This is a genomic window from Streptomyces sp. NPDC048623 (assembly GCF_040650755.1).
GTDB lineage: Bacteria > Actinomycetota > Actinomycetes > Streptomycetales > Streptomycetaceae > Streptomyces.
Map to the genome: position 1 here is coordinate 31,320 of NZ_JBEZHV010000016.1, position 26,880 is coordinate 58,199.

25 protein-coding genes are annotated in these 26,880 nt (G+C 73.9%); 18 read left to right on the forward strand and 7 right to left on the reverse strand.

What is annotated here, in order from left to right:
* Positions 1-95 precede the first annotated feature (95 nt).
* The 4 genes from AB0C73_RS22730 (at position 96) to AB0C73_RS22745 (ending at position 7,738) form a co-directional block, all read left to right on the forward strand.
* Positions 96-1,250, forward strand: coding sequence for an AAA family ATPase (locus AB0C73_RS22730; RefSeq protein WP_362532983.1), 1,155 nt, complete (start codon positions 96-98; stop codon positions 1,248-1,250).
* Positions 1,247-5,029, forward strand: a complete 3,783-nt coding sequence (locus tag AB0C73_RS22735; protein WP_362532985.1) for a DUF5682 family protein — start codon at positions 1,247-1,249, stop codon at positions 5,027-5,029. Before AB0C73_RS22730 ends, AB0C73_RS22735 begins: the two co-directional genes overlap by 4 nt.
* Positions 5,026-6,933: a hypothetical protein gene (locus tag AB0C73_RS22740; RefSeq protein ID WP_362532987.1), complete on the forward strand. Its 1,908-nt coding sequence runs from the start codon at positions 5,026-5,028 to the stop codon at positions 6,931-6,933. Before AB0C73_RS22735 ends, AB0C73_RS22740 begins: the two co-directional genes overlap by 4 nt.
* A gap of 670 nt (positions 6,934-7,603) precedes the next feature.
* Complete coding sequence (locus AB0C73_RS22745; RefSeq protein ID WP_362532988.1) at positions 7,604-7,738, forward strand: hypothetical protein; 135 nt, start codon at positions 7,604-7,606, stop codon at positions 7,736-7,738.
* Between the two features lie 9 nt (positions 7,739-7,747).
* On the opposite strand, the gene AB0C73_RS22750 is transcribed toward AB0C73_RS22745, so the two are convergent.
* Together AB0C73_RS22750 and AB0C73_RS22755 are read right to left on the reverse strand one after the other, a co-directional pair.
* Entirely contained in the window at positions 7,748-8,641 is an 894-nt protein-coding gene (locus AB0C73_RS22750; RefSeq protein WP_362532990.1) for an RNA polymerase sigma-70 factor, read from the reverse strand.
* A 77-nt stretch (positions 8,642-8,718) separates the two neighbouring features.
* Positions 8,719-9,897 carry an FAD-dependent oxidoreductase gene (locus tag AB0C73_RS22755; protein ID WP_362532992.1) on the reverse strand — a complete coding sequence of 393 codons (1,179 nt, stop codon included), beginning with the start codon at positions 9,895-9,897 and terminating at the stop codon, positions 8,719-8,721.
* 227 nt (positions 9,898-10,124) lie between these two features.
* Between AB0C73_RS22755 and AB0C73_RS22760 the strand changes: the two genes are divergently transcribed.
* From AB0C73_RS22760 to AB0C73_RS22770, 3 genes are all read left to right on the forward strand, one after another.
* Positions 10,125-11,165 carry a vWA domain-containing protein gene (locus AB0C73_RS22760; RefSeq protein ID WP_362532994.1) on the forward strand — a complete coding sequence of 347 codons (1,041 nt, stop codon included), beginning with the start codon at positions 10,125-10,127 and terminating at the stop codon, positions 11,163-11,165.
* 67 nt (positions 11,166-11,232) lie between these two features.
* The gene (locus AB0C73_RS22765; protein WP_362532996.1) at positions 11,233-12,123 is read left to right on the forward strand and encodes an NAD-dependent protein deacetylase; all 891 of its coding nucleotides are present in this window, start codon (positions 11,233-11,235) and stop codon (positions 12,121-12,123) included.
* A gap of 106 nt (positions 12,124-12,229) precedes the next feature.
* Positions 12,230-13,117: an alpha/beta hydrolase gene (locus tag AB0C73_RS22770; RefSeq protein WP_362532999.1), complete on the forward strand. Its 888-nt coding sequence runs from the start codon at positions 12,230-12,232 to the stop codon at positions 13,115-13,117.
* On the opposite strand, the gene AB0C73_RS22775 is transcribed toward AB0C73_RS22770, so the two are convergent.
* The 3 genes from AB0C73_RS22775 to AB0C73_RS22785 form a co-directional block, all read right to left on the reverse strand.
* Entirely contained in the window at positions 13,105-13,764 is a 660-nt protein-coding gene (locus tag AB0C73_RS22775) for a hypothetical protein (RefSeq protein WP_362533001.1), read from the reverse strand. The genes AB0C73_RS22770 and AB0C73_RS22775 overlap by 13 nt on opposite strands.
* A gap of 154 nt (positions 13,765-13,918) precedes the next feature.
* Positions 13,919-14,782 (reverse strand): TauD/TfdA family dioxygenase, encoded by an 864-nt coding sequence (locus tag AB0C73_RS22780; protein ID WP_362533003.1) that lies wholly within the window; start codon positions 14,780-14,782, stop codon positions 13,919-13,921.
* 70 nt (positions 14,783-14,852) lie between these two features.
* A complete protein-coding gene (locus tag AB0C73_RS22785) occupies positions 14,853-15,809 on the reverse strand; it encodes an SMP-30/gluconolactonase/LRE family protein (protein ID WP_362533005.1) in 957 nt (318 codons plus the stop codon).
* A gap of 99 nt (positions 15,810-15,908) precedes the next feature.
* Between AB0C73_RS22785 and AB0C73_RS22790 the strand changes: the two genes are divergently transcribed.
* Complete coding sequence (locus AB0C73_RS22790) at positions 15,909-16,397, forward strand: Lrp/AsnC family transcriptional regulator (protein ID WP_362533007.1); 489 nt, start codon at positions 15,909-15,911, stop codon at positions 16,395-16,397.
* 303 nt (positions 16,398-16,700) lie between these two features.
* On the opposite strand, the gene AB0C73_RS22795 is transcribed toward AB0C73_RS22790, so the two are convergent.
* Positions 16,701-17,327, reverse strand: a complete 627-nt coding sequence (locus tag AB0C73_RS22795; protein ID WP_362533009.1) for a TetR/AcrR family transcriptional regulator — start codon at positions 17,325-17,327, stop codon at positions 16,701-16,703.
* Between the two features lie 65 nt (positions 17,328-17,392).
* Between AB0C73_RS22795 and AB0C73_RS22800 the strand changes: the two genes are divergently transcribed.
* From AB0C73_RS22800 to AB0C73_RS22840, 9 genes are all read left to right on the forward strand, one after another.
* Complete coding sequence (locus AB0C73_RS22800; RefSeq protein WP_362533011.1) at positions 17,393-17,824, forward strand: hypothetical protein; 432 nt, start codon at positions 17,393-17,395, stop codon at positions 17,822-17,824.
* Between the two features lie 138 nt (positions 17,825-17,962).
* Positions 17,963-18,904, forward strand: coding sequence for a hypothetical protein (locus AB0C73_RS22805; RefSeq protein WP_362533013.1), 942 nt, complete (start codon positions 17,963-17,965; stop codon positions 18,902-18,904).
* Positions 18,905-19,182: 278 nt separating this feature from the next.
* On the forward strand, positions 19,183-20,703 hold the full coding sequence (locus tag AB0C73_RS22810; protein WP_362533016.1) for a chitinase: 1,521 nt from the start codon (positions 19,183-19,185) through the stop codon (positions 20,701-20,703).
* 213 nt (positions 20,704-20,916) lie between these two features.
* Positions 20,917-21,843 carry a GNAT family N-acetyltransferase gene (locus AB0C73_RS22815; RefSeq protein WP_362533019.1) on the forward strand — a complete coding sequence of 309 codons (927 nt, stop codon included), beginning with the start codon at positions 20,917-20,919 and terminating at the stop codon, positions 21,841-21,843.
* Positions 21,844-22,039: 196 nt separating this feature from the next.
* On the forward strand, positions 22,040-22,270 hold the full coding sequence (locus AB0C73_RS22820; RefSeq protein ID WP_362533021.1) for a hypothetical protein: 231 nt from the start codon (positions 22,040-22,042) through the stop codon (positions 22,268-22,270).
* A gap of 108 nt (positions 22,271-22,378) precedes the next feature.
* Positions 22,379-22,588 (forward strand): helix-turn-helix domain-containing protein, encoded by a 210-nt coding sequence (locus tag AB0C73_RS22825; RefSeq protein WP_362533024.1) that lies wholly within the window; start codon positions 22,379-22,381, stop codon positions 22,586-22,588.
* Positions 22,589-23,143, forward strand: a complete 555-nt coding sequence (locus AB0C73_RS22830) for a Clp protease N-terminal domain-containing protein (protein WP_362533027.1) — start codon at positions 22,589-22,591, stop codon at positions 23,141-23,143.
* A gap of 137 nt (positions 23,144-23,280) precedes the next feature.
* The gene (locus AB0C73_RS22835) at positions 23,281-23,688 is read left to right on the forward strand and encodes a YciI family protein (RefSeq protein ID WP_362533029.1); all 408 of its coding nucleotides are present in this window, start codon (positions 23,281-23,283) and stop codon (positions 23,686-23,688) included.
* Positions 23,689-23,704: 16 nt separating this feature from the next.
* Positions 23,705-24,850, forward strand: coding sequence for a DUF6596 domain-containing protein (locus AB0C73_RS22840; RefSeq protein WP_362533300.1), 1,146 nt, complete (start codon positions 23,705-23,707; stop codon positions 24,848-24,850).
* Positions 24,851-24,920: 70 nt separating this feature from the next.
* Here AB0C73_RS22840 and AB0C73_RS22845 read toward each other — a convergent pair whose 3' ends face one another.
* Positions 24,921-25,517 carry an ATP-dependent Clp protease proteolytic subunit gene (locus AB0C73_RS22845; protein ID WP_362533032.1) on the reverse strand — a complete coding sequence of 199 codons (597 nt, stop codon included), beginning with the start codon at positions 25,515-25,517 and terminating at the stop codon, positions 24,921-24,923.
* Positions 25,518-25,770: 253 nt separating this feature from the next.
* Here AB0C73_RS22845 and AB0C73_RS22850 point away from each other — a divergent pair, with 253 nt between their 5' ends.
* On the forward strand, positions 25,771-26,796 hold the full coding sequence (locus AB0C73_RS22850; protein ID WP_362533035.1) for a LacI family DNA-binding transcriptional regulator: 1,026 nt from the start codon (positions 25,771-25,773) through the stop codon (positions 26,794-26,796).
* The last annotated feature ends 84 nt before the right edge of the window (positions 26,797-26,880 follow it).

Here is a 26,880-nt window from a genome sequence, read left to right on the forward strand (position 1 = left end):
CTCCCCGTACCCGTCCCCGTCCCCGTCCTCGTACGTCAACAGGCCCGCACGCACGGGCACGTCGAACCACGATGAACATCACGAAGGAAATCCGGATGACCGTCACCGAACAGACCGCCCCCGTCCGGCAGGGCATGCCGGCCGAGGAGCGCCACGCCGCCGAGCTCGCCTTCCTCGCCGCCCAGGACCCCGGCCCGCGCCCGCCCGGCTGGGCGCTGACCCCGCGCGCGGTCGTCACGTTCGTCTGCGGCAGCGACGGCGTGGAGCTGGCCCTGCCCGGGCGCCGCGCCGGGCTGCCGTCGAAGCTGGTGATCGCCCCGAAGTTCGTCGGCGAACGCGCGCTGGTCGAACGCTGTGTGGTCACCCTCGCCGGAGAGCGCGGACTACTGCTCACCGGCGAGCCCGGTACGGCCAAGTCGATGCTGTCGGAGCTGCTGGCGGCCGCCGTCAGCGGGACCAGCGCCCTGACCGTGCAGGGCACGGCCGGCACCACCGAGGACGCGTTCCGCTACGGCTGGAACTACGCCCTGCTGCTCGCCCAGGGCCCCACCCCGCAGGCCCTGGTGGACTCCCCCGTCCTCGCCGCCATGCGCGCTGGGCGGGTGGTGCGGGTCGAGGAGATCACCCGCTGTCTGCCCGAGGTCCAGGACGCTCTCGTCTCCATCCTGTCGGACCGCCGGATCAGCGTGCCCGAGCTGACCGCCACCGAGGACGCGGTCGTCCGCGCCGCGCCCGGCTTCACTGTGATCGCCACCGCCAACCTGCGCGACCGGGGCGTCTCCGAGATGTCCGCCGCGCTCAAGCGCCGCTTCAACTTCGAGACCGTCGACCCGATCGCCGACGCCGACGCCGAGGCGGTCCTGATCCGCCGCCAGGCCGTCGCCGCCGTACAGCGGGCGGGCGCGGCCTTCGCCGTCGACGACGCGGTCCTCGACGCCCTCGTCACCGTCTTCCGCGATCTGCGCTCCGGCCGCTCCACCGAGGGCTGGGACGTGGAGCGGCCGGGCACCGTCATGTCCACGGCCGAGGCCGTGCAGGTGGCGGCGTCGCTGGGCGTCGCGGCCGCCTATCTGCCGGGCGGCGACGTGCTCGACCTGCTGCCGGGCCATCTGCTCGGCGTGGTCCGCAAGGACGACCCGGCCGACCACGCGCGGCTGCTCGGCTACTGGGACGGCCCGGTGCGCCGCCGCGCCGAGACCGGCTCGGCGATGTGGCGCCGGCTCTGGGACCTGCGCGGGAGCCTGCGTTGACGACCGTCGATCCACGAGCGGCCGTGGACGCGCTGGCCGCGTCGCGCGCGCCGTACCTGCTGGGCGTGCGCCACCACAGTCCGGCCCTCGCCGCGGTGGTGCCCGCCCTGCTGGACGAGGCGCGGGCCGAGGTGGTCTGTGTCGAGCTCCCGGCCGACTTCCAGCCGTGGCTCGAGCACCTGGCGGACCCGGAGACCGTCGCCCCGGTCGCCCTGGCCGGTGCGGGCGAGGACGGACGCCTGTCGTTCTACCCGTTCGCCGACTTCTCGCCGGAACTCGCCGCGGTCCGCTGGGCCAGGGCCCACGGGGTGGAGGTCGTGTGCTGCGACCTTCCCCTCGGCGACCCGGGGTGGTCGGCGGGAGACCGCGGGCCGGTGCCCGGGCCGGACGGGGGCGGGGAGGTGCGTCCGGACGCCGACGCGTCGGCGGGGGCGGGGGCTGAGAGCACCGCGGGTGCGGGTGCGGGTGCGGCCGATGTTCCCGGCGCCGGGACGGCGCGCGGGCGCCGCTCGTACGCCGGGGCGCTCGCCGCCGCCGGAACCGGGCGCGACGGTGACGACCTGTGGGACCGCGCGGTGGAGGTGCTGGCTCCGGGGTGCACCCCGGACGCGGTGCGCCGGGCGGCACTCGGCGTGGGCTGGGCCCTGCGCACGGACGCCGCCGTACCCGCCACCGACCTGGCACGGGAGGTGCGGATGCGGCAGGTGATCGCCTCCGCCTCGGCGGACGGACACCGGGTGGCCGCCGTGATCGGCGCCTTCCATGCACCGGCGCTCCTCACGTCGGCCGAGACGGGGACGGCGGAAGGAGCGGGGGCGGACACGGCTTCGGACACGGCTTCCGGGGCGGCCCCGGGCATGACCGCGGGTGCGGATTCAGCAGCAGGGGGCGAAGCCACGACGCCCGACTCCGCCCAGGCGGGACCGGCCGACGAGCCGCCCGTCTCCGGCGGCATCGGGGCGGGCACGCCCGCCGGGGCCGAGGGGGCCGTGGTCACCTCGCTCGTGCCGTACTCCTTCGATCTGCTCGACTCCCGCTCCGGCTACCCGGCCGGGATCCGCGACCCGTTGTGGCAGCAGGCCGTGCTCGCCGCGGGCGGCGATCCGGAGCGGATCCGGGTGGCGGCGTCCGACGCGGTGACCGGGCTGTGCCGGGAGATGCGACGGGCGGGCCACACCGCGGGAACGGGTGAGGCCGCCGAGACCCTGCGTCTGGCCTGTGACCTGGCCGCACTGCGTGGGCTGCCGGCCCCCGGGCGCGGCGAGGTCCTGGAGGCCGTCACCACCGTCCTGGGCCAGGGCGAACTCCTCGGCCGGGGCCGGGCCCTGGCCCGTGCGCTGGAGGCCGTGTTCGTCGGTACGGCGCGCGGCCGGATCAGCCCGCACGCGCCCCGGTCCGGTCTCGGCCCCTCGGTCGAGGCCGAGCTCGCGGAACTGCGGCTGCCCCGCCCGGACGAGCCTGAAAGCCGTGACCTGCGCCTCGACCCGCTCCGTTCGCACCTGGACGGCCGCCGCGAGGTGCTGCTCCAGCGTCTGCTCGTGATCGGCGCCTCGTACGGCGAACCCCTCGCCGTGGCGAGCACGGGCGACGGCACCGCGCTCGGCACCAAGTGGCGTGTGACCTGGACGCCGTCCGTGCCCGCGCGTCTCGATCTCGCGGGAGTGCGCGGGGTCACCGCGGCCCAGGCCGCCACCGGCACGCTCGCGGCGACCGCGCACCGCGAGGCCGCCGAGGGTGGCCCCACCCCGGACCAGATCCTGACGGGGCTGACCGCCGCCGCACGCTGCGACCTGCCCGAACTGGTCGACGCGCGGCTGTACGAGGCCTCCGCGATGCTGCCCGACAGCGCCGACCTGCCCGAACTGCTCCAGGCCCTGGACCTGTTGGAGGGACTGCGGCGCGGCCACTACCCCGGCACGACGCAGGACGCCCGCGCCACGGCCGGAGCGCTCGCGGAGGAGCTTCTGGAGGCCGCCGTACGGTCCCTGCCCGGCCTCGCCGGGAGCGACAGCCTCGCCGACGCCGGAGCACTGGTCGCGCTGGCGGACCGGACGGCCGCGCGTCACCTCGGCCTCCGGCTCGACCGGTCCCTCGCCGAGCTGGCCGCCGAGGGCTCCCCGCTCGTCCAGGGCGCCGCCCTCGCCGTACGCGTCCTGCTCGACCTGGACGACGCGGCCGGTCTCGGCGAGCGCACGGCCGGCTGGATCGACGGGGCCACGGCGCCCGACACGCGCCGGGCGCTGACGAAGCGCCTCGCCGGACTGCTCACGGCCGCCGGACCTCTGCTCCAGGCGTCACCGGACGCGCTCGCCCCGCTCATGGACCGGGTCGACACGCTGGCCGACCAGGAGTTCCTCGACCGGCTCCCGGCCCTGCGCGGCGGCTTCGACACGCTGGCCCCGGCCGCGCGCGACCGGCTGCTCACCACCGTGACGGAACGCCTCGGCGACCGGCTCGACCTGTCGCTCGACGCCCCGCCCGAGCTGCTCGCCCTGTGGGCGGCGGCCGACGCGGCCGGATCGGCCGCGCTGAAGGCCCTGGGCCTGCCGGGCGCCGACGCGGGCATGGGTGCGGGGACGGGCACGGGGACGGGTGCGGAGACGGCCGACGGGCCCGAGGTCGACAGCCTCGCCGCAGGAACGGACGACGCGGACCGGCGGCTCGGCCGTGCCGACCGCTGGCGGCTGCTGCTCGGCCGCCACAAGGAACGGCTGACCGGCGACGCGCGCCGTTACGCCCACGCCCTGGACGAGCTGTACGGCCGCGGGCACGGCGAGGGAGCCCAGGACCTGGACGGCGGCGCGCCCGCTCAGGGTGGCGGGCAGGACCCGTCGTTCCCCACCGCCCGGGAGTGGGCGGCGGAGCTGGAGTCCCTCTTCGGCGCCGACGTACGCGAGGAGGTTCTCGCGGAGGCCGCCGACGCGGGACGCACCGACGTGCTCGCGCAGCTCGATCCGGCATCGGTACGCCCGTCGGTGGAGCTGCTCGGTTCGGTGCTGTCCCTGGCCGGCGGGATGCCCGAGGCCCAACTCGCCCGGCTGCGCCCGCTGGTGAAGCGGCTCGTCGACGAGCTCGCCCGCGAGCTGGCCACCCGCCTGCGCCCGGCGCTCTCCGGACTGGCCACCCCACGCCCCACCCGGCGCCCCGGCGGGCGCCTCGACCTCGCCCGTACCCTGCGGGCCAACCTCGCCCACACCCGGCGCACCGAGGACGGCCGGCTCGTCGTCGTACCGGAGCGCCCGATGTTCAGCACGCGGGTGAGCAAGGAGGCGGACTGGCGCCTGATCCTCGTCGTCGACGTCTCCGGCTCGATGGAGGCCTCGGTGATCTGGTCGGCGCTGACGGCCGCGGTCCTGGGCGGGGTGCCGACCCTGTCCACGCACTTCCTGGCCTTCTCCACGCAGGTGATCGACCTGACCGACCGGGTCGAGGATCCGCTGTCGCTGCTCCTGGAAGTCCGGGTCGGCGGCGGTACGCACATCGCGGCCGGACTCGCGCACGCGCGTTCGCTGATCACCGTGCCGAGCCGCACGCTCGTCGTGGTGGTCAGCGACTTCGAGGAGGGCGCACCGCTCGGCGGGCTGCTCGGCGAGGTGCGTGCCCTGGCCGCCTCCGGCGCCCACCTGCTGGGCTGCGCGGCACTCGACGACACCGGCACGCCGCGCTACTCGGTGCCGGTCGCGCGCCAACTCGTCGCGGCCGGTATGCCGGTGGCCGCCCTCAGCCCGCTCGCCCTCGCCCGCTGGGTGGGCGACCGCCTCCGTGGAGAACCCCGTTGAGCACCGAACTCCTGCCTCCCGTCGCCCCGGACGTCCTCGCCGACGCCGTGGAACAGCTCAGCGCACGCCTGCGCAAGAAGCTCGACGCGGCGATCGCGGGCTGCGCCGGCCAGGCCGCCGCCGCGGCCGACGGGTCGGTCGAGGTCCGTTTCGGCGAGGACGCCACGGTCACGCTGCGTCCGGGGCCGTCCGGCGCGGTCACGCACGCGGAACAGGCCGTGTGCACCTGCCTGTTGGCTCCGCGCTGCCTGCACCGCGCGGCGGTCCTGGGCGCGGCCCCGCTCTCGGACGGCGAGACCGGCGGGGGCGGGGGTGACGACTCGGGTACGGGCGAGGCCGCCGACTCGGGTACGGACTCCGGCGCGGACGCGGGCGCGGGCCTCGATACGGACGCGGGCGCGGGTACCAGGCCCGGCGAGAGCGCACCCGCCGCCGGCGGGGGCGACGTGGCGGACCCCGGGTCCGGGCCGCACGCCGAGGCTCTCGCGCCCGCTCCGGCCGCCCTCACCCCCGCCCAGGTCCGCGCCGCCACCGCGCTGTGGGACGCCGCCGCCGAGGCCCTGTCCGCCGGTGTCACCGCGGGTGGTGCCGTGGTGCAGGCCGAGCTGCTGCGGGCCGCCCACACCGCACGCCTTGCCGGTCTGCCGCGGGCCGAGGCCGCCGCGCTGCGTGTCGTACGGGGCCTGAGAGCCGCCCGGGAGCGCAGCGAGGGGCAGCGCCTCGGCGACCTCGCGGAGGCCTTCCGTGAGCTGCTTGCCGGAGCCGCGCTGCTCGCCTCCGGTTCGGCCGACACGGCTGCTGCGGGCTCGGCGCGCCGGGTGTACGAGCAGGGCGGCAGCCTGCGGGTGTACGGCCTGTGCCGGGAGCCGGTGCTGTCCGCGACCGGGTACGGGGGTGTGACCACCCACCTGGTCGGTCCGGACGGCGCCGGCTACACGGCGTCCGACGTGCGTCCCGGCGGTCTCGCCCGGGTGAAGGGCGCGGGCTCCGCGTCCGTGGCGCTCGGCGGCGGCGTCCTCGACCACGCCGGGCTTGCGCGCGGAGGTCTGCGGATCGTCGGCGCGACCGTCTCCGCGGACGGGCGGCTCGGGGCCGGGCGCGGTGTCAGCGCGACACCGCTGCGCGGGGTGGACTGGTCCGAGGAGCCGGTCGCCGCCCTCTTCGCCCGGCCGGTTCGGGAGGCGATGGCCGCAGTACTCACCGAGGGTGCCGCGCCCGGGCTGCTGGGCTGTGACGTCGAGGTGATCGGGGCGGCCGGCGACTGTGTCGTCGTCCGGGTCGCCGGGGAGGGCCCTCTGCTGCGGCTCCGCCCCGCGCACCCCCACCCCGAGCTCCCGCACGCCGCCAACCTGCGCCGGATCGCCGGGCATCCGGGGCTCGTCCTGCGTGTCCTCGGCCGTCCCGACCTGGACCGGGCGGCGACGCTGCGGCCGCTGGCGGTCGGGCCGGTGCCGGGCGCGTCGGACACGCTGCGGCTGCCGGAGGGCTGGAAGGGCCGCGCCGATCTGGGCTACGACCGGCTCCAGGGCGAGCACTTCCCCCGCGAGACGGCGGGAGCCGCGGCCTCCGGTCCGGTGCCCGCGGGGCCCGACCCACTGGCGGACGCGCCCCTGTGGCGGGTTCGGCGTCTGCTGGAGACGGGCGTCGCGGGCGGCCGCCGTGCCGTGGCCGAGGCGGGCCGCGGGACGGACGCGGCCTCGCTCACCGCCCGGCTGACCCGGGCGGGGCTCGCCGGAGCGGCGCACCTCGCGCAGGCCCTGGCGTCGGAGGCGGGCCGCCGCCCCCGCGACGCCTTCGGCCGTCTGACCGAGGCCTCGGCCGACGCCTATGCCCGGGCCTGGCTCGCCTCCGCGGTCCATCTGGCGGCGGCGGAACGGGCGTTGGTGGCCGCGTCCTGGTCCTGAGCCGCGTCCGGAAGAGTAGCGCCGTTTGCCCCTGGGGCAGGGCTCACGGCGTCTGGCGCCTGGGGCTTCCCCAGGGCCACCTGCCCTTCCGGGGCACTCCCCCTGGCTTCGCCGCTGGCATTCCGTCCCAGGCGAAGCCCCTGGGGGGCTTTCGGGACACGGCCTGGCTGTTGCCGCGTCCACCGGGGCCGTCCCGGCCGTCCGGTGGGCGCGGTGGCGCGTGAAGGGCCGGAGCGCCATCCCGCCTTGGACGTACGCGGCGCATGTCCGCACGGCGAACGGCCGGGTCCCCGGGGAGTGTTCACGGGCGGTCACACGCCGCGCGATGCGGGTGGGGTCGGCCTCGTACACATAACGGGTCTAGACCAAATGAGGTCTCAGCCGGGTTCCCCGCCCCGCCCGGAGGCCGGCCTCAGCCTGCGAAGGGAAGTCCCGTGGATCGCCGATCCCTTCTCGCCAGCACAGCCGCCGCCGGAGCGGCGGGGATGCTCGTCGCCGCGCAGGTGCGCGCGGGCGCCAGGACCGCCCCGGTGGCCACGTTCAACGTCATCAGCGACATGCAGTTCGCCTGGCTGGAGGACCGGCTCGGGTACTGGGCGCGTCGCCGCAGGGCGTCCTCAACACCGGCGCGATCCAGACCGGTTTCACGGACGACGGCAAGGACGGCGAGGTGACCGTCCCGGGCACCTTCAACCAGGGCCTCCAGGTCTCGGTGTACCGGGACCGGGTCAGGATCGCGGCCCGCGACTGCGCGGCGGGCGCGTGGATGAAGCAGGTCACGGTCCCGCTGAACACGCCCATGTGACGTCCATCGTCAGGGCGTGGTCAGGCCGTTGTCCGGGGTCAGACCCCCCAGCTTGTCCGGGTTCACCTGGAAGCGCAGGTGGTGCAGGCGGTCGTCGGCGATGTCGAAGGTGAGGGCTCCGATCGTGTGGCCGCCCAGGGTGGCCAGGACGCCGAGTTCGCCGTTGATGACGGCCGGTTCCAGGCTCAGGCCGGCCAGGTCGGGCTTGGCCAGGAAGCCCACGAGCCAGCGCGCCACGTGGTCGATGCCGTACAGCGGCCGGCGGGCGGCGGTGACCTTGCCGCCGCCGTCGGACCAGGCGGTCACGTCGGGGGCGAGGAGTTCCATCATGGCGTTGAGGTCGCCGCCCGAGCAGGCCGCCAGGAACCGCTCGGTGATCCGGCGGCGGCGGTCGGGGTCGTCGTCGAAGCGCGGGCGGCGGGCCTGGACGTGGGCGCGGGCACGGTGGGCGATCTGGCGGATCGTCGCCTCGGGGCGTTCGAGGGTCTCGGCGATCTCGGCGTGCGAGTAGCCGAAGACCTCCCGGAGCAGGAAGACGGCGCGCTCGACGGGGCTGAGGGTTTCCAGGACCACCAGCATGGCGGTCGAGACGCTGTCGGCCACTTCGGCCTCCGAGGCGATGTCCGGGGACGTCAGCAGGGGTTCGGGGAGCCACGGGCCGACGTAGGTCTCGCGGGTGGCCCGCGCGGACGTGAGGCGGTTCAGGGAGAGATTGGTGACCGTTCGGACCAGGTACGCCTTGGGGTGATCGACCGTTCCGCGGTCGACGGTGCTCCACTTCAGCCAGGCGTCCTGCAGGACGTCCTCCGCGTCGGTGACGCTGCCCAGCATGCGGTAGGCGGTGGCGAACAGCAGCCTGCGGTGCTCGAGGTACGGGTCCTGCCCCGTGCGAGTGTCGATCACCGGATCATGCTCCCAACGCCGCGGCCCGGGCGGCAAGGCCCGGACCGCGGTGTCGGCGCCGGCGTTGCGCGTGCCGTTCATGCCGCGGGCGTGCGGGTGGCGCGGCCGCCCTTGGAGACGATGGTGGTGAGGTTCATGCGCTTGCTGTAGCGGTACGTCATGATCGGGCTGCTGCTGACCATTTCCTTGTACATCACGGCGCTGCGTCCGGTGAGGCGCGCGCGGACCGGGGTGAAGTCGGCGCGGGTGAACTGGATGACGGCGTCGCGGCGGCCGAGGCTGACCGGCTGGTGGAAGTATCCGAAGCGGAACGGCTTCACGGACCTGCCGCGGACCAGGCGGGCGATCGTGTCGGCGGTGTACTGGGCGGTCGGCAGCCCGCTCTGGCAGGAGCCGTGGAGCTGTCCGTAGGCGAGGCGGACGGCGGCGGCGTCGCCGACGGCGTGGATCTGCGGGTGCGACACCGACCGCAGCGTGGCGTCGGTCAGGATCAGGCCGTGGGCGTCGGTGGCGATCCCGGCGTCGGCGGCCAGCGGCGACACCCTGACGCCGGCGGTCCACAGGCAGGCGTCGCTGCGCAGGGTCCGCCCGTCGGCGAGCTCGACGGAGCCGGGCAGCACCTTGGCGACGCGGGTGCCGGTCTCGCGGGTGACGCCGAGGCGGTCCAGCGCACCGTGCAGGTAGGCGCGGGCCTTGTCGCCCATCATGGATCCGGGTTCCTCCGTGCTGACCAGGGTCACCTTCAGCCCCGGGTGGGCCTCGGCGATCTCCGCGGCCGCCTCGATGCCGGTCAGGCCGCCGCCGCAGACGGTGACGGTGCCGCCGGCCGCGGCGACCTCGGTGAGCCGTGCGGCGAAACGTGCCGCGACCTCCGGGCTGTCGAGGGCGTGCGCGTGGGCGTCGACGCCCGGGACCTGGCCGGTGTCGGTCGAACTGCCGAGCGCGTACACGAGGGTGTCGTACGCGAGCGAGTCCTTCCCGTCGACGGTGATCCGCCGGGCCTCGGGGTCGATGGCCGTGGCGGCGCCCTGGACGAAGGTGACGCCGGTGCCGTCGAGCATGTCGGAGATCCGGTGGTGGGCCAGCTCCTGCCCGGCGGCGATCTGGTGCAGTCGCAGCCGCTCGACGAACCGGCCCGAGGGGTTGACGAGGGTGATCTCGACTCCGGTGCGGCGGGTGCGGTGGGCGAGGCGGACGGCGGTGAACATGCCCGTGTAGCCGGCGCCGAGAACGACGATGCGGTGGTTGCCGGTCATCTCTGTCTCCCCTGTTCGCGCACCGGTCTCGGTGCCGGTGACGCCCATGGGACAAGCGCCCCCCGGAGAACGTGACAGCCCATGATTGTGACCTGCGTCACACGACTCTCCGTCGATGGCGGAGCCCTGGCCGAGCACCGCGCGCACCGGTCCGGCGGTCAAGATCGATTGTCAGTGGCGGCTGAAAGAGTAGGAGCATCCAGTCGGACAGAGGGGGAAACACCGTCATGCCCAAGAACCAGAACTACATCAACCACGTCGCTCTCGTCCTGGACGCCAGCTCGTCCATGTCGCACCTGAGCCGCAAGGTCGTCGAGGTCGCCGACCAGCAGATCTCCTACCTCGCGCGCCGGTCCCGGGAGCTCGACCAGGAGACCCGCGTCACGGTGTACGTCTTCGCCGACAAGGTGGAGTGCGTCATCTACGACAAGGACGTGCTGCGGATGCCGTCGCTGAAGCAGCTCTACCGGGCGGGCGGGATGACGGCGCTGCTCGCGGCCGCGCTCAAGTCGCAGCGGGAACTGGCCCAGACCGCCCAGCTCTACGGCGACCACAGCTTCCTGACGTTCATCCTCACCGACGGGCAGGAGAACGCGAGCCACCGCAGCCCGGACGCCCCGGTGAGGAACCCGCGCGCGCTGGTCGCGGCGGTGGCCGAGATGATCGAGCGGCAGGAGGACAACTGGACGCTGGCCGTCCTCGTGCCGGACCAGATGGGCAAGCGGGAGGCCACGCAGTGCGGGTTCCCGAAGGACAACATCGCGATCTGGGACGCCACCAGCACGCAGGGCCTGGAAGAGGCCGGGCAGGTCATCCAGGAGGCCACCGAGAAGTTCATGGTGGGCCGCACCAAGGGCATCCGCGGCACCCGGGCGGTGTTCTCCACCGGCGCGGAGGCGGTCAACAAGGACACCATCAAGGCCGCCGGCCTCACGCCGGTCGACCCGTCGGCGTACCAGCTGGTCGCGGTGGCCCGCGACGCGGCGATCAAGGAGTGGGTCGTCGAGAGCGGGCACACCTACCGCACCGGCGGCGCCTACTACCAGCTGAGCAAGCCGGAGAAGGTCCAGGCGCGCAAGCAGATCGCGGTCCTGGAGAAGAGCACCGACCGCGTCTACACCGGACCCGAGGCCCGCACCCTGCTCGGCCTGCCCGACACGGAGGTCCGTATCAAGCCGGACCACAACGACGAGTACACGATCTTCGTCCAGAGCACCAGCGTCAACCGCAAGCTCGTCCCGAACACGCGTCTGCTGATCATGAACTGATTCCGGTCGGTACGCCCGGCCGTCCCGGTGCAGCGCGCCGGGACGGCCCGTCTCGTACCCTGGCCGCATGCGTACGCGCCCCACCCTGAGCTGGACGCCCACCGAGGACCTTCCGCCGGCCACCACGGACCTCGCGCCGGTGGCCGACGTGCTGCGGGCGGGTGGCGTCGTGGTGCTCAGCGGGGCGGGGATCTCCACCGAGTCGGGGATTCCCGACTACCGGGGCGAGGGCGGGAGCCTGAGCCGGCACACCCCGATGACGTACCAGGACTTCACCGGCAGCGCGCGGGCGCGGCGCAGGTACTGGGCGCGCAGCCATCTCGGCTGGCGGACCTTCGGCCGCGCCCTGCCCAACGCCGGGCACCGTGCCGTCGCCGCCTTCGAGCGGCACGGGCTGGTGTCGGGGGTGATCACCCAGAACGTCGACCACCTGCACCAGGCCGCCGGCAGTGAGGGTGTCGTGGAACTGCACGGCAGCCTGCGCCGGGTCGTCTGTCTGTCGTGCGGGGCGCTCAGTGCGCGCCGGGAGCTCGCCGCACGCCTCGAGGAGGCCAATCCGGGCTTCGCGCCGGTGCCGGCCGGGCTGAACCCGGACGGGGACGCCGATCTCACCGACGAGCAGGTCGCGGACTTCCGTGTCGTGCCCTGCACCGTCTGCGGCGGGGTTCTCAAGCCGGATGTGGTGTTCTTCGGGGAGAACGTGCCGCCGCGGCGGGTCGAGCACTGCCGCTCCCTCGTCCGCGAGGCCGCGTCCCTGCTGGTGCTCGGGTCGTCGCTGACGGTGATGTCCGGGCTGCGGTTCGTGCGGCAGGCCGCCGACGCTGGAAAGACCGTCCTGATCATCAATCAGGATCCGACCCGCGGCGACCGGCACGCCCGCACCCGTCTCGCACTCCCCCTCGGCGCGGCGCTCACCACCCTCGCCGGAAGCCTCTCCGTCCCCGTCGATCCCGCGTAGTCCTCGGGACGGGTCCCGTGGTGGCCGGGACGGGTCCCGTGGTCCTCGGGAGGGTCCCTGGGGACGGCGGGGAGACCCCGGCCGCGGCAGCCCCTACGCTCGCCCCATGCGAAAGACGGTGCGCACTGACGACGGGCGTCTTCTCGTGGCCGAGGAATGGGGGAATCCGGCGGGGATGCCGGTGCTGCTCCTCCACGGGACGCCCGGCACCCGCCTGGGGACCGCGCTGCCGGGGGTCGCCGAGCAGCATCCCGGCGTGCGGTTCCTCGCCTACGACCGCCCCGGCTACGGCCACTCCACCCGGCACTCCGGCCGCCGGGTCGCCGACGCCGCCCGGGACGCGGCCGCGGTCGCCGACGCCTTCGGCGTGGACCGCTTCACCGTGGTCGGGCGCTCCGGGGGCGGGCCGCACGCGCTCGCCTGCGCGGCCCTGCTGCCCGGGCGGGTCCGGGCGGCCGCCGTCCTCGTCGGGCTCGCCCCGCCGGACGCGGCCGGTCTGGACTGGTACGCGGGGATGACCGAATTCAACGTGCGCGAGTACGGGATGGCCCGCGCCCACCTGGACGGGCGCGACCCCGGCGGGCTCGACCGGGATCTCGCCGCCCGCGCTGCCGTCATCGGCCGGGACCCGGTCCGGCTGATCGAGGACCTGCGCGCCGAACTCTCCCCGTACGACCTGCCGGTCGTCGACGACCCGCGGGTCCGCGCGGTGCTCCTGCGCACCTATCGCGAGGCACTGGCGGTCTCGCACCACGGGTGGCTCGACGACTGCCTGGCCTTCGTGCGCCCGTGGGGCTTCGACGTGTCCGCCATCGGCGTGCCCGTGCTGCTGTGGCACGGCCTCGACGACGCGTTCTCCCCGGTGGCGCACACGCGCTGGCTGGCCGGCGCCATCCCCGGCGCCGAGCCCGTCCTCGTACCCGGTGCCGGGCATTTCGCCGCCCAGTACGCGCTGCCCGAGGTGCTGCGCCGGCTGGACGGTCAGGGGGCCTGACGCTGGTACGCGGTCGACCGGGCGCCCTTGAGTGCGTCGAGGATCCGCTCGTGGCTGTCGCCGACGACATCGACCACCCGGACCTGGAGGTACAGGGCTTCGACCTCGTCGACGAAGCGCTGGGAGAAGGCTCCGAGCATCGTCGTCTCATAGCTGCCCGTGCCCACCAGCGGGAAGTTCCCCATGGAGACCAGCTGGAAGTCCTCCCCCACCGTGAGACCGGCCCCGGTCAGCACCGCCGCCGCTCCCTGGACGTCCGTCCACGGGGCGGCCGGGTCCCGCGGTTCCGTGCCCCGGAGCACGACCCGGCACGCGTACTCCTCGACGACCACCGTGTGCGATCCGCCGTTGAGCAGCCCGACCTGCCACTCGGGCACTCCGCCGCGCAGATGTCCGGACGTCCAGTCGGCTCGCCAGCCGAGGTGCGGGCGTACGGTTCGGGCGTACTGGGCCCGGGCGAGGACCGCACCGGCCGCGACCGCGAGCAGGCTGCCCAGCGGCTCCATGTCGAGCAGTTGGAGCCGCCACGGCCACTCGGTGCGTGCCTCCGCCGGCATGTTGCCGCGGACGATCTCCCAGCCGAGCACGAGTGTGAGCAGGACGAGCATCACGATCGGCGCGGTGAAGAGCAACGGGCTGCGACGCACCCGCCGTTGAACGTCCGACACGCCGACCGGCCGCGGCCGTGCCTGCCTGAACCTGCCCATCACGACTCCCCCCGAGTATGCCGTCCCCGCCCATCGTGCCGCACGGCCGCGGCACCGGCCAGGGACTTGTGATCATCCCTTCGCCACTCGCCCCTCAGCCCGCCCAGACGCGCGCGTAGCAGCGACTGGTTCCCGGCCCGCCCCGGTCCTCGAACGGCGTTCTGCCGTGCAGGACCGCGGAGTTGTTCACGAGGAGGAGGTCTCCTCGGCGCAGCGGGAGGGTCATCACCAGGGCGGGGTCGTGGAGCAGCGTCTCCATCGCGCGCAGGGCGGTGCGCCGTCCCGGCGTGAAGGGGCGGCCCGTCTCGGCCTGGCCCTGGTCGATCCAGTAGCGGTTGTAGTGGACCCGCAGGGCCGGGCCGTCGTGGCGGAAGACCGGGCGGACGCGGTCGAAGCCGGGGCCGCGGCCGAAGGAGAAGTCCTGGTGGAGTTCGCGCAGGGCTTCCGGGTGTTCGGCGGCGAGGCGGTCGTGCAGGGCCGGGCCGCTGGCCAGGAGGGACTCGCCGCCCTCGGCCGCCGGGCGGATGCAGAGGAGGGCCAGAAGCCTGGGCGGCTCGGGCGCTTCGCCGCGGTCCATGTGCGGGAGCAGGAGGTGCTCGTCGCCGCTGGGCGTGGGCGGGGGCGGGGAGCCCGGGTCCGGCGGGCGCCGTGGGAGGGCGGGGGCCGTGCTCGCCGTGAGGAGTTCGTGGGCGGAGCGCTGGAGACGGGGTCCGGCGGGGGCGCACACCTGGCCGGCGAGGTGTGCGCACCGCTCGGCGCACTGCCGGTCGTTGAGGCAGTCGAGGTCGAGGCCCCGGAGCACGACGAAGCCCGTCCCCTGCCAGAGGCGGGCGTTCACCGTGTCGGCCAGGCCGTCTTCCAGCGGTCCGTCCGGTGCGGGAATCAGCCAGTCGTCTCTGTTCAGTGTCGCCGGACACCAGCTCAACGGCTGCTCGGTCCCGGGGAGTTCGTTCCTCACGGCCTGACCACCTCCACGCCCGCGCCCCTGCGGGCGTCCTCCCTCACAGGCTGGCGAGGGCGGGGCGGCTTCAAACAGGGCGCTCCACCCAGCGGCGGTGTCCTGGGCCGGTCGGGTGGGTGCCGGTGACGGCCATGACCGCGGAGTAGAGGCTGGTCTCGGCGGCGATGAACAGGCGGTTGCGCTTGGCTCCGCCCCAGGCGATGTTGGCGACCGTCTCGGGGACGACGAGCCGGCCGATCAGGGTGCCGTCGGGGTCGTAGCAGTGCACGCCGTCGCCCATCGCCGCCACCCACAGGCGGCCGCCGTCGTCGAAGCGCAGGTTGTCGAAGCGGGCGTCCGGGCGGCCGGCGGCGTCGGCGAAGACCTTGCCGTCGGAGAGGGTGCCGTCGTCGCGTACGTCGAAGACCCGGACGTGTCCGGCGCGGGTGTCGGAGACGTAGAGCTGTCGCTCGTCGGCCGAGAAGACGAGGCCGTTCGGTGCGCCGAAGGAGTCGGCGACCAGGCGTACTTCGCCGGTGGCGGGGTCGACGCGGTAGACGTTGTTCGCGCCGATCTCGCTGTCGGCGCGGTGGCCCTCGTAGTCGCTGGTGATGCCGAAGTCCGGGTCGGAGAACCAGATCGAGCCGTCGGACTTCACGGTGACGTCGTTGGGGCTGTTCAGGCGCTTGCCCTGCCAGCGGTCCGCGAGGACCGTGACGGTGCCGTCGTGTTCGGTGCGGGTCACCCGGCGGTTGCCCTGTTCGCAGGTGATGAGCCGGCCCTGGCGGTCGAGGGTGTTGCCGTTGGTGTGCCCGGCGGAGCGGCGGAAGACGCCGACCGCGCCGGTCTCCTCGTCCCAGCGCAGCATCCGGTCGTTCGGGATGTCGCTCCAGACCACCTGGCGCCAGGCCGGGACGTAGACGGGGCCTTCCGCCCAGCGGCAGCCGGTGTGGAGGACTTCCAGGTCCGCGTCCCCGTTCATGCACCGCCCGGTGCGGAACCGTTCGTCGAACATCTCGTACAGGCCAGGGCCTTTGCCGGTCATGGTTCCCCTCCATGCCATGTCGACCGAACCTTCTTTGGCTCGATGAGAAGATTGGAGGATGAGATATGGTCTTGGCAAGGTCATGCCGAATGGAGAGCTGTGGATCACATCGACCGGGTCCTGCTGGCGGAGCTCCAGCGGGACGCCACCCAGTCCTACGCCGCACTGGGCCGGGCGGCCGGCCTGTCCGCCGGCGCGGCGCACGAGCGCGTGCGCAAGCTCCGCGAGCGCGGGGTCATCCGCCGTACGACGGTGGAGGTGGATCCGGCCGTGGTGGGCGGCGGCGTCCTCGCGTACGTGATGGTCGACTCCAGCGCCTGGATGGGCGACTCCGCCGCGGACTTCGCGGCACTGCCGGAGATCCTGGAGGCGCACGTCATCGCGGGCAGCGCGACGGTGCTCGTCAAGGTGCGGACGGCGACGACGGAGCAGCTCCAGGACGTACTGCGGCGGATCTACGCGATCGACGGGGTGAGCGGGACACAGGCGACGGTCGTCCTCGAGACCTTCTTCGAACGCCCGGTCGCCGTCGCCGCCCAGCCCACGCAGCCCGTACCGCCCGCGGCACCCGCATCGCCGCGGGCCTGACGCCGTCACGCGACGCGAGCGGTGCGCCTCGGCACGCGGATACGGCGGCTTCCGCCAGGAGCCTCTCCAGGGAGGCCATGTCTCCGGTGCGGGCCCCGCCAGGAAGGTGCCGCAGGCGTGAGCATGTCCGGGGCGGCCCGGGAGCGCTGGGGACGCGCCGCGGGGGCCCGTGGCGCTCTGGGCTGGTGCAGGGCGTGCCGGCCTGCCGCATCGCCCCACCGGCGGCGCGCATGCTCCACAAGAGGTTTCAGAATCAGCCCCTCGGCCATCGCCCGGCCAGAGCCCTGAACCAACGCGGCTGAATCACGCAGGGGCGTCGGCTTCCTGGTCGATGAGGCACGCGTTGGACGCCAGGGCGCAGGCGACGTCGGCGAAGTACTGCTCGTCGGCGCCAGGGGCGAGGCCGAGGATGACACCCTGGGTGAGCCCGACGAACAGGGCCCTGAGCGCGGTGACCAGGCGTTGCGCCTGATGCGACGTCACGGCCTTCCCGTTGTGCGATCTGCCGGTGAACAACGCGATCAGGTGCCTCTCCTGCGTCCGTACGGACGCGGCGAGCCGGGAACCGAGCTCGGGATCGTGCAGGGCCATGTCCAGCAGGGTGATCTGCAACGCCAGGGCAGAGGTCGCGGCCGGGCCGTCACAGCTGCGCCGGTAGTACCGGGCGAAGGCCTCCACCGCTTCCAGGAGGTCCGTTTCTGCGGGAATCGCCTGCTCGATCTCTTCATAGTGCGGCCGCAGGTAATCGGTGACCAAGGCCGCCACCAGGCCGCCCTTGCTGCCGAACAGTGAGTAGACAGCGCCGGTCGTCAGGCCGGCTTGCTCGGCGATCTCGTCGAGCCTGGCGCGGTGCCCATCCCGGGAGACGACATGGAAGGCGGCATCCAGCAGGGCGCGGCGGTTGCGTTCCTTGGTCTCCGCTCTCGTCATTCTCATAACTCCATTATCCTAGTAACGAAGTTACGGGACCAGGACAGGCACCAGGGGGAACGCTCATGACGCAGGCACAGGCTGTGACACCGTCAGCGACGCGTCGTTCGGCGGGGATCATCGCCGACGGCGTCTTCAAGGTGCTGCTCGGCGCCGCCTACTTGATCGGCGCTTCCCGGCTCGGCGATCTGCTGGGCGTGTCCGCCTGGTTGATGGGCGTCTCCGGAGTCGCCCTGCTGATCGGTGGCGGGATCGAGATCACGTTGGTGCACAGCCGCCCGCTCCGCGCCTACGTGTGGCTCATGGTCGGGTACGACACCGGCTGGGTGCTGACGGCGCTTGCCGGCTTGCTGATGACATGGCGGGACGGCAGCGCCGGGGGCGAGGTGTGGATCGGGTACCAGACGGCCGCTCCCCTCGTGTTTGCCGCGCTGTTGTCGGCTGCCACCCCCGTGCCGTCAGCCTCGGACGCCCGCGCAGAGGACTCCGAACGCTGAACCGGTTCTCCGCCAGGGATGGCGCCGGGGAAGGTCACCGGCGTCCTCGGGCAGTCCGAGCCCGAGTGCGGCGAGTTGGCCGTGCGGGGCATTGCCTCACCCCGGCAGCGCGGGCACCCTGGCAGGAACGGGAAGCGGGTGGAACCTATGAACCGGGTCGTGCTGCCGTACCTCATCGCCCACTACTGGGAATCGCGTCGTCGTCAGTCGGACCGCGAGCCGGTGACTCCGCGCGACGGCCGGGTCCGGGTCTACGAGCACTGGCCCGAGCGGCTCTTCGGCGGGCAACGGGCGGCCTCGTTCTTCCTGGTGTGGACTCCGGGGCCGCGTGACGCGTCCGGACAGCTGGTGCCGTGCACGGCGGAGGCGTGCCGCCGCTGGGTCGACGCGGCGCTCGCGTACGCCACCGCGGTCGACGGCGTCAGCGCCGAACTGCCGGACGTACGCCGCCGGGCGATGGCCGTTCCCCGGTGGCGTCCCCGGCTCGCCCGCCGGGCGTTGCGGGAGTGGGAAGCGGCGTTGCAGCGGTACGAACAGGTGCTGCGCGAGGCGGCGGAGGCGTACGAGCCGGTCGGCGCCGAGATCCGGCTCGCCCTGCGGACGGAGCGGGAGCGGGCCGCCGAACGGGCCCGCGAGGAGGCGCGGCGGGCGGCGGAGGCGTACGCGCGGAGGGCCGCGCTGGCCGAGCGGGCGGTGTGGGGCTGGCGGTGGGCGACCGGCGATGACGGCGCGACGCGGACCGCGCACATCTTCCGGCACGATGTGGCGGGCGCCGACGGCTCGGCGGCTCCGCCGCTCGATCTGGCGACGCTCCGTCAGGAGCTCAAGGCACAAGGCCCGGTAGGGCTCGTGTGGGACGAGGCGGCGGTCGCCGCGACGGAGCGCGAGCTGGAGGAGGTCGACTTCGGCAGCTGGTGGCGGGAAGTGTTCCACGAGGACCATCGCACCTTCACGGCGCCACCGGCGCCGCGCGCCACTCCCCGCGGCAACCCGAGCGGCGGTACCGCCACGGGCGGGACGGGCGGGTTCACCGGCGGTCACGGCGGGGGTTTCAGCTGCGGCGGGTTCGGGGGCTACTGAGGGCTCGGCGGCGCGCGGTCCAGCGCCCTGACGGTGGGTCAAGGGTGGTAAAAATCCCGGCAGTTGGTCTAGTCCATAAGCCGTCCGGATGGACTGGGGAAACATGGGATGCCACCCTCGACCGGTCTAGTCCACTCTTGGTCCAGACCATTGACCCGGTTCCTCGGCCACCGCTATCCCGGTAGCCGGCACCCCTCCGCACCGCCGCCTCGCTCTGCTCCGCGCTCTCCCCAGGAGGGGTGCCTCCCGACCCCTCACACACCTTGGGACTGACTGACATGAGACGCATGCGCTCCCTGCGCGCGATCGTCGCCGCCGTCACCACCGCTGTAGCCGCGGCCGGCCTCACCGCGCTCGGCGCCGGCACCGCCCAGGCGGCGACGCCGCTGCCGAACCGGGTCTTCGCCCCCTACTTCGAGGCGTGGACCGGCGAGAGCCCCGCCGCGCTGTCCGCCCAGTCGGGCGCCAAGCACCTGACCATGGCGTTCCTCCAGACCGCCACGAAGGGCTCGTGCACGCCGTACTGGAACGGCGACACGAGCATGCCCGTCTCCGCCGCCACCTTCGGCGCCGACATCACGACGATGCAGGACCGCGGCGGGGACGTGATCCCGTCCTTCGGCGGCTACACCGCCGACACCACCGGCACCGAGATCGCCGACAGCTGCACCGACGTCGGCCAGATCGCCGACGCGTACGAGAAGGTCCTCACGACCTACGACGTGACGCGCCTCGACATGGACATCGAGGTCGACTCCCTCGACAACAGCGCCGGCATCGACCGCCGCAACAAGGCCATCAAGGTCCTCCAGGACCGGGCCGCCGCCTCCGGCCGCAAGCTGGAGATCTCGTACACCCTCCCGACCACGACCACGGGCCTCGCCTCCAGCGGGCTGGCCGTCCTGAAGAACGCCGTCAGCAACGGCGCGCGGGTCGACATCGTCAACCTGATGACCTTCGACTACTACGACAACGCCGCCCACGACATGGCCAAGGACACCCAGACCGCGGCCCAGGGTCTCTACAACCAGCTCGCCAAGCTCTACCCGGCCAAGACCGCCGCGCAGCTCTGGGGCATGGTCGGCATCACCGAGATGATCGGCGTCGACGACTTCGGTCCGGCCGAGACCTTCACCCTGGCCAACGCCCGCACCGTGTACGACTGGGCGGTCGGCAAGGGCATCAACACCCTGTCCTTCTGGGCGCTCCAGCGCGACAACGGGAGCTGCGCCGGCGGCGCCGCGGCCGACAACTGCTCCGGCATCGCGCAGAACACCTGGGACTTCAGCCACATCTTCGCGCCGTTCACCGGCGGGACCACGACGCCGGCCGACGACTTCTCCGTCACGACCGGCCCCGCCAGTGGCACGGTGACGGCGGGCGCTGCCGCCACCACCACCGTCTCCACCGCTGTCACGGCCGGCTCCGCCCAGACGGTGAGCCTCAGCGCGAGCGGCCTCCCGGCCGGCGTCACCGCGAGCTTCAGCCCGGCCTCCGTCACCGCCGGCGGCTCCTCGACGCTGACCCTCTCCACCAGCACGACCGCCGTGTCGGGGACGTACCAGATCGCCGTCACCGCGTCCGGCCCCTCCGCCGCGCACACGGCGACCTACGCCCTGACGATCACCGGCGGGACCACCCAGTGCACCGCCGCCCCGTGGTCGAAGACCACCGTCTACACCGGCGGCCAGCAGGTCTCCCACAAGGGCCACACCTGGAAGGCCAAGTGGTGGACGCTGGGCGAGGAGCCCGGGACCACGGGTGAGTGGGGCGTCTGGCAGGACCTCGGCGCCTGCTGAACCCCCGGCACGGTCCGCGGGTGGTGAGGCCGCCTGCGGACCGTGCCGGCCGACCGGGACCACCGGCCCCCACCCGGTGACCCGCCCCGGCCGGCACACGGTGGCTCCTGCCCCTCGGGGCGGGAGCCACCGTCCCGTGAGCCCCCGTGGTCACGAGCACGCGCGCGTGAATCCGGTTGCGGTCCACCGGTGCCGTGAGTTGTGCTCGTACGCATGGCGATTACGTTGAGCACGCCGGGAGTTGACGAACTGGCCCGGGCCGTGGCAGCGCTGCGGGAGTGGCAGCACGACGGGGCGCCGATGCAACTGCATCCGGGAGACCTGGGCTGGTTCTGGCAGTCGGGCGCGGAGGCGACCGCCGGGGCGGTCAGGACCTGGAGCCGGGACGGGCGGATCCTCGCCGTCGGGCTCCTCGACGGTCCGGGGCTGCTGCGGCTGACCACCGCGCCGGACGCGCTGCACGACGAGGAGCTGGCGCGGCGGCTGGCCGCGGACGCCGCCGACCCGGAGCGTGGCGTCCTGCCCGCGGGCCGGGTCAGCATCGAGGCGCCGAGGACCGCCCTGCTCCAGGACGTGCTGGCCGAGGACGGCTGGCCCGTCGACGAGCCGTGGACGCCGCTGCGTCACGATCTCACGGAGCCGGTACGGGTTCCGGGCCTGGCGGGCGTACGCGTCGAGGTGGTCGGGCCTGACGAGGCGCATGTCTTCGCCGCCGTCCACCGGTCGGCGTTCGGCGGGTCGCGGTTCACGGACGAGCGCTGGCACCGGATGGCGGCGGGGGTGCCGTACGCCGATGCCCGTTCCCTGGTCGCGTACGACGAGCGGGACGAGGCCGTGGCGGTGGTCACCGTGTGGTCGGCCGGGCCGGGCAGGCCCGGGCTGCTCGAACCGATGGGTGTGCACGCGGACCATCGCCGCCGCGGCTACGGCGAGGCGATCGGTGTCGCGGCGGCGGCCGCGCTGCGGGAGCTGGGCTCGTCGAGCGCGCTCGTCTGCACGCCGAGCGCCAACGTGGGCGCCGTCGCCACGTACGCGTCGGCCGGCTTCGTCACGTGCCCCGAGGTCGCGGACCGGTACCGGGACGCGGAGTCCCTGGACGCGGAATCCCTGGACGCGGAATCCCTGGACGCTCCCTCCTGACACTGCCCTGCACAGACCTGTCCTCCCTTCCCCTTCCCGGCCTGTCCGACGGCCATCGGCGTTTCGGCCACCACGCCCTGCCGCCTCGGGCCCGGAGCCGCACGGGTCGGTGTATCCGGCACGAACGCGCATTCGCCTGTTCGCGGGGTTCGCGCGGCGACCGAAACACTCCGGCGGACAGGGGGCCAAGATCGCCGTGGCCCGCGGCCCGTACAAGAACGCGCCGGTGCTCCTGCTCGACGAGCCGACGGCGAGCATGGACCCGCCGTCCGAACACGCCGTCTACGAGGCGGTGTTGCGCGGGCGCCCGCGGGACGACCAGATCACGGTCCTCATCTCCCACCGGCTGGCGAGCGTCGTCGAATGCGACCGGATCTACGTCTTCACGGAGGGCCGATTCGCGAGTCGGGTTCCCACGACGAGCTGATGGGGCTCGGCGGTGTGTACGCCCGGATGTTCGAGCGCCGGCATGTTTGTTCCCCGCCCCACGTCAACTTGGGTTGACATGGGCGAGCCGTCAACCTAAGTTGACATCATGAGTGAGGCGACCGAACTGGCCGGGCGCGCCGGCGACCGTGATCCCCGGGTGGGGCTGCGGGCCGTCGCCGCGTTGCGGCGGCTGTTGGAGCAGTTGGAGGCCGTGCAGGTGCGCAGTGCGCGGGCGCAGGGGTGGTCCTGGCAGGAGATCGCGGCCGAGTTGGGCGTCAGCCGGCAGGCCGTGCACAAGAAGTACGGGAGGTCGTGAATGTTCGAGAGGTTCACAGCGGCGGCACGGGCCGCCGTGGTCGGAGCGCAGGTGGAGGCCGCGAAGGCGGAGGCCGCGGTGGTGACCGAGGAGCATCTGCTGCTGGCCCTGATGGAGCAGGGGGCGCTCGATCCGCTCGGGGTGGACCGGGCGGCCGTGCGGGACGGGCTGGGTGCGGCGCGGCGGCGGGGTGGGTTGTCGAAGGCCGACGAGGAGGCGCTCGCCGGGCTCGGGATCGACCTCACCGAGATCGTGGCGCGGGTCGAGGAGGCCCACGGCGAGGGCGCTCTGAGCGCGTCCCCCACCCGGAGCCGGGGCCGGGCCGCGGGGCTGTTCGGGCGGCGGGAACCCGGGCCTCGTACGCACCGTCCGCTCACGGCGGAGACCAAGCACGCCCTCGAGCAGTCCCTGCGGATCGCCCTCGGCCGCAAGGACAAGGAGATCGGGGCCCGCCATCTGGTCCTCGCCCTCGTCGCCCGCCCGGGCCCGGTGTCCGAGGTCCTCGCGGACCACGGCGTCACCTACGCCCGGGCGGAGAGCGAGCTCACCGGTTAGGGCCCGTCCGGACGGCGGCGCCGGGTGACCGGGGCCGGGAGAAAATTCTTCGCCTGTGATGTCGAGAACGCGTGGCCGGCTCCGTCCCCGGTGTGAACGCGACCAGAATGGGCCGCAGCGCACCGAGGAGAGACATCATGGCCAAGTACCTGTTGCTGAAGCACTACCGCGGCGCTCCGGACGCGGTCAACTGCGTCCCCATGGAGCAGTGGACGCCGGAGGAGATCGCGGCGCACATGGCGTACATGCACGACTTCGCCGCGCGTCTGGAGAAGAGCGGCGAGTTCGTCGACGGGCAGGCGCTGGCGCCGGAGGGGACCTGGGTCCGCTACGACGGCGAGGGGCGGCCGCCGGTGACCGACGGGCCGTTCGCCGAGACGAAGGACCTCATCGCCGGCTGGATGGTGATCGACGTCGACTCGTACGAGCGGGCCGTCGAGCTGGCCGGGGAGCTGTCGGCCGCGCCGGGGGCGGGCGGGGAGCCGATCCACGAGTGGCTGGAGCTGCGGCCCTTCCTGACCGAGCAGCCCACCGTCACGGAGTGACCGGGTGACCGCACCGATGGACGAGGCGCTGCTCCGCAGCCTGACGCCGGGCGTGCTCACGGTCCTCGTCCGCCGCGGAGCCGATTTCGCGGCGGCCGAGGACGCCGTGCAGGACGCGCTGGTGGAGGCGGTGCGGGTGTGGCCGGCCGATCCGCCGCGGGATCCGAAGGGCTGGCTGGTGACCGTGGCCTGGCGCAAGTTCCTGGACGCGACGCGGGCGGACGCGGCACGACGGCGGCGCGAGGAGCGGGTGGACGGGGAGCCGGAGCCCGGGCCCGCGACGCAGGCGGACGACACGCTCCGGCTCTACTTCCTGTGCGCGCACCCGTCGCTGACGCCGTCGTCGGCGGTCGCGCTGACGCTGCGGGCCGTGGGAGGGCTGACGACGCGGCAGATCGCGGCGGCGTATCTGGTGCCGGAGGCGACGATGGCGCAGCGCATCAGCCGGGCCAAGCGGACGGTGTCGGGCGTGCGGTTCGACCGGCCGGGCGATGTCGCGACGGTGCTGCGGGTGCTCTATCTCGTCTTCAACGAGGGCTACTCCGGCGACGTCGATCTCGCCGCCGAGGCGATCCGGCTCACCCGGCAGCTGTCGGCGGCGTACGACCACCCGGAGGTGGCGGGGCTGCTTGCCCTGATGCTGCTCCATCACGCCCGGCGGGCGGGCAGGACCGCGCCCGACGGCGGTCTCGTGCCGCTCGCCGAGCAGGATCGCGGGCGGTGGGACACGGCGATGATCGCGGAGGGGGTGGGGATCCTGCAGGCGGCGCTCGCGCGGGACCGGCTCGGCGAGTTCCAGGCGCAGGCGGCGATCGCGGCGCTGCACGCGGACGCGAGGGCCGCGGAGGAGACGGACTGGGTGCAGATCGTGGAGTGGTACGACGAGTTGGCGCGGTTCAACGACAGCCCGGTCGTCCGGCTCAACCGAGCCGTGGCCGTCGGCGAGGCCGACGGCCCGCGCGCGGGCCTCGCCGCCCTCGCGGACCTGGACGGCACCCTCCCCCGCCACACCGCGGCGGCCGCGTACCTCCACGAGCGCGCCGGCGACCTGACGACGGCGGCCCGGTTGTACGCGGAGGCGGCCCGGAAGGCGTCCAGCCTCGCCGAACGCGACCACCTGACGCGGCAGGCGGCACGGCTGAACACGCGGCTGCGGGGGTGAGGACGGGGACGGGATCGGCTCGCCTGCCGGGGTGCCCCACCGGCCCGCGCACGATCCCTGGCGGCGGCGGTCAGGGGGTGGGCGGTGTCATGTCCAGGACGCGGTCGATGAGGCCGTACTCCAGGGCCTCCGCCGGTGTGAGCCAGCGGTCATCGGCGAAGTCCCTCACCACCTGGGCGACTTCGCGGTGGGTGAAGTCGGCGAGCAGGTCGGCGATGCGGTCGCGGCTGTAGCGCAGTTCCTCGTGGCGGGTGCCCTCGGCCGTGCCCGTCGGCGGCTGGTCGAAGGCGGGCAGGTGCAGCATCATCCGCGCGTTGGGGAGGGCGTAGCGCTTGCCGGGGGTGCCGGCGGAGACGAGGAACTGGGCCATCGAGGCGCAGTAGCCGAGGCCGATGGTGACGACGTCGTTCGGAATGTGCCGTATGACGTCGTAGATCGCCATGCCGGCGGGCACGGATCCGCCGGGCGAGTTGATGTAGAGGGTCGCCGGCCGGTCGGTCTCGGCGGCCAGGAGGAGCAGCTCGGCGGTGACGCGGTCGGCGGTCCCGGCGGTGATCGGCTCGCTGATGTGGAGGATGCCGTGGCGCAGCAGCCGGTCGAGGACGGGGTCCGTGCCGGGGCCGCCGGATCCCGGGCCGCCGGCCGGCTCGTCGGGGGCAGAGGTCATACCGGGCTTCCCTCCTGCGGCGCGGGGCGGGCGACGGACAGGACACCGGGGCGGAGGGCCGTACCGCCCTCGTACGGCGTACCTCTGCACCCGTTCCCTGCGGTCCGCCGGGCATCACAGCGGCCAGCCGATCGGAGTAGCGTTCCGGGGCCCGGCCCCGTGTTCTGGGAGCGCTCTCAGAAGGTGCCGTCCAGCGTCTATCCTGAGCGGCATCGGACCGGCGTGCGGAGCGGAGGAACGAGGAGTGCCTGCCTTGCCCGAGGAGACCACGGAGTCGTCCCGCCCCACCCTGGAGGCCGTCGCGGCCCGCGCCGGGGTGTCCCGGGCGACGGTCTCGCGGGTCGTCAACGGCGGCGCCGGCGTACGGCAGCCGCTGGTGGACAAGGTGCGCGAGGCGGTCGAGGCGCTGGGTTACGTCCCCAACCACGCCGCGCGGTCACTGGTGACCCGGCGGCACGGCGCGGTCGCCGTGATCATCGCGGAGCCGGAGTTCCGGATCTTCTCCGATCCGTTCTTCGAGCAGCAGGTGCGCGGGATCAGCCGGGAGCTGACCGCGCGCGACACCCAGCTGGTCCTGCTGTGGGTGGAGGGGCCCGGCGATCACGGGCGGATCGCGCGCTATCTGGACGGCGGGCATGTGGACGGGGCGCTCGCCTTCTCGCTCCACAGCGACGACCGGCTGCCGGCGCTGATCGCGCGCAGCCGGGTCCCGGCGGTGTTCGGCGGCCGGCCGGCGGCCTCGCGGCCGGCCGTGCCGTATGTCGACTGCGACAACCGGGGCGGCGCGAGGGAGGCGGTGCGCCACCTGGTGTCCCTCGGACGGCAGCGGATCGCGCACCTCGCGGGTCCGCGCGACCAGACGTCCGCGCTCGACCGGATCGCCGGCTATCACGACGTCCTGGTCGACGCCGATCCGGAGCTCCTGTGCCAGGGCGCCTTCACCCGGGAGAGCGGGGCGCGCGCCATGGCGGAGCTGCTCGACCGGCGGCCGGACGTCGACGCGGTCTTCGCCGCGAACGACCTGATGGCGGCCGGTGCGCTGAGCACGCTGCGCGAGCGCGGGATCCGGGTGCCGGAGGACATCGCGGTGGTCGGGTTCGACGACATGGAATCCGTGGTCCGGGACACCGAGCCCGCGCTCACGACGGTCCGTCAGGACATCGAGGGCATGGGGCGGTTGATGGTCCGGCTGCTGATGCGGCTGCTCGACGGGGCGGCGGACGCGGCGACCGCTTCCGTGATCACCGAGACGAGTCTGATACGGCGGGCCTCGGCCTGACGGGAAGGCGGAAGCGGGTGGCGGCGCGCCCCTTGAGGTCACGCCGCCACCCGCCACCCGTCACTTGCCGAATCCGGCTCCGGC

Bases quoted from the DNA above. Each gene is read 5' to 3' on its own strand.
- AB0C73_RS22795 (WP_362533009.1), bottom strand. From the start codon at position 17,327: ATGACGAGAGCGGAGACCAAGGAACGCAACCGCCGCGCCCTGCTGGAT.
- AB0C73_RS22840 (WP_362533300.1), top strand. From the start codon at position 23,705: ATGGACGAGGCGCTGCTCCGCAGCCTGACGCCGGGCGTGCTCACGGTC.
- AB0C73_RS22835 (WP_362533029.1), top strand. From the start codon at position 23,281: ATGGCCAAGTACCTGTTGCTGAAGCACTACCGCGGCGCTCCGGACGCG.
- AB0C73_RS22770 (WP_362532999.1), top strand. From the start codon at position 12,230: ATGCGAAAGACGGTGCGCACTGACGACGGGCGTCTTCTCGTGGCCGAG.
- AB0C73_RS22755 (WP_362532992.1), bottom strand. From the start codon at position 9,897: ATGACCGGCAACCACCGCATCGTCGTTCTCGGCGCCGGCTACACGGGC.
- AB0C73_RS22765 (WP_362532996.1), top strand. From the start codon at position 11,233: ATGCGTACGCGCCCCACCCTGAGCTGGACGCCCACCGAGGACCTTCCG.
- AB0C73_RS22760 (WP_362532994.1), top strand. From the start codon at position 10,125: ATGCCCAAGAACCAGAACTACATCAACCACGTCGCTCTCGTCCTGGAC.
- AB0C73_RS22830 (WP_362533027.1), top strand. From the start codon at position 22,589: ATGTTCGAGAGGTTCACAGCGGCGGCACGGGCCGCCGTGGTCGGAGCG.
- AB0C73_RS22825 (WP_362533024.1), top strand. From the start codon at position 22,379: ATGAGTGAGGCGACCGAACTGGCCGGGCGCGCCGGCGACCGTGATCCC.
- AB0C73_RS22730 (WP_362532983.1), top strand. From the start codon at position 96: ATGACCGTCACCGAACAGACCGCCCCCGTCCGGCAGGGCATGCCGGCC.
- AB0C73_RS22845 (WP_362533032.1), bottom strand. From the start codon at position 25,517: ATGACCTCTGCCCCCGACGAGCCGGCCGGCGGCCCGGGATCCGGCGGC.
- AB0C73_RS22800 (WP_362533011.1), top strand. From the start codon at position 17,393: ATGACGCAGGCACAGGCTGTGACACCGTCAGCGACGCGTCGTTCGGCG.
- AB0C73_RS22785 (WP_362533005.1), bottom strand. From the start codon at position 15,809: ATGACCGGCAAAGGCCCTGGCCTGTACGAGATGTTCGACGAACGGTTC.
- AB0C73_RS22810 (WP_362533016.1), top strand. From the start codon at position 19,183: ATGAGACGCATGCGCTCCCTGCGCGCGATCGTCGCCGCCGTCACCACC.
- AB0C73_RS22815 (WP_362533019.1), top strand. From the start codon at position 20,917: ATGGCGATTACGTTGAGCACGCCGGGAGTTGACGAACTGGCCCGGGCC.